The sequence below is a fragment of the Mesorhizobium sp. CNPSo 4689 genome (assembly GCF_057784325.1).
In genome coordinates, this window is the sequence record NZ_JBWLUZ010000097.1 from 1 (window position 1) to 1123 (window position 1123).

A 1123-nucleotide genomic window follows, 5' to 3' on the forward strand; every position below is an offset into this window, starting at 1 on the left:
TGAAGAACGCCGAATTCGACCGAACGTGCGCCCCGATCTGTCTCATAGCCCTTGGCCATGAGACCGCGTTGAAGCAACGCCCGCACTGCCTCAGCACGGTTAGGAAGTCTTTTCTCAAATCGCCAAGCATCCAGGACAGCGAGTTCCTCGGCATTGACCATGATCTGCAGACGATATGTTCGCCTGAGGGCATCCATTTTGTCAGCCCTCTCTCACTACCTCAATCCGTGAAGCCGTGATGAACTATGACGTCCAGGATCACCTCGTAGACGCTGCCGGTATCTTCCTCGATCTCGACGCTGCTAATTCCTACCGCCTTGGCATCGGCGAATAGCTGTTGCGTCAACTCGGCGACTGAAATCACCTCCGCGCCCACGGTCTCGGGGACGTTGTTGGCAATCCACTTGTGCAGGAAGTTGACGCCGCGGGTGCTCATCTCGCCATAAGCTGGCGAGTGGCATTAGGTTCCTTCCTCCCGAAAATCCTGCAGCGACGCATGCCGCAGATCCTCCTCGCCGCGTAGGTGCTTCACACGGCCTATCAGACCCGGCTTGACCCATTGTGTCGCCGGCCGCCTTATGCCCTTCGGCGGTGGCCCTACATGGTCCCGGACGCGCTCCCAGAGCCGTTCCCGCATTTCCCGGTTCAGGGTGATGAACGCAGATCCGACATAGCGGCCTGTGCCCCGCTCGGCCATCAGAGCGAAAGCTGGCTTGCCGGCCTCTCGCTCGACGCCGAGCAGTTCGTATTCGTCAATGCTGTAGCATTTCGCCTTTAGCCAGTTTGTGGATGGGCCGGATCGATACTTGCTCTCCTTCCGCTTCGAGACGACGCCTTCGAGGCCGGCCTGGTCGACGAGATGGAAAATCGCCTTGGCATCGCCCGGCAACGCCCGGCTGTATTGAATGCGCCCGCCTTCCGGGATCATTTCGGCTAGGATCTCGCGACGGTCTTCTAGAACCATGTCGCACAGATCGTGGCCATTAAGGTGCAGCAGATCGAAGGCGACGAAGTACAGATCATGCTGGCGCCGGGTGATCGCTTTCCGAAGTGCTGCGAAGTCGGAGATCCCCGCCTCGTTGGTGACGATGATCTCGCCGTCAATGATGGCGCTTTCCACCTC

The 1123-nt window shown here is 59.1% G+C and carries 3 protein-coding genes; all 3 read right to left on the reverse strand.

Annotation, left to right across the window (positions count from 1 at the left end; genetic code table 11):
* Window positions 1–197: hypothetical protein (locus tag AC04SI_RS33275; protein ID WP_488475727.1), on the reverse strand; the 197-nt coding region annotated here is incomplete at its 3' end.
* Between the two features lie 23 nt (window positions 198–220).
* Window positions 221–436, reverse strand: coding sequence for a DUF768 domain-containing protein (locus AC04SI_RS33280; RefSeq protein WP_192177446.1), 216 nt, complete (start codon window positions 434–436; stop codon window positions 221–223).
* Window positions 437–460: 24 nt separating this feature from the next.
* A partial coding sequence (locus AC04SI_RS33285; protein ID WP_488475728.1) for an ATP-dependent DNA ligase occupies window positions 461–1123 on the reverse strand: 663 nt, incomplete at its 5' end.

Coding starts and splice junctions, on each gene's coding strand:
- AC04SI_RS33280 (WP_192177446.1), bottom strand. CDS start 436: ATGAGCACCCGCGGCGTCAACTTCCTGCACAAGTGGATTGCCAACAAC.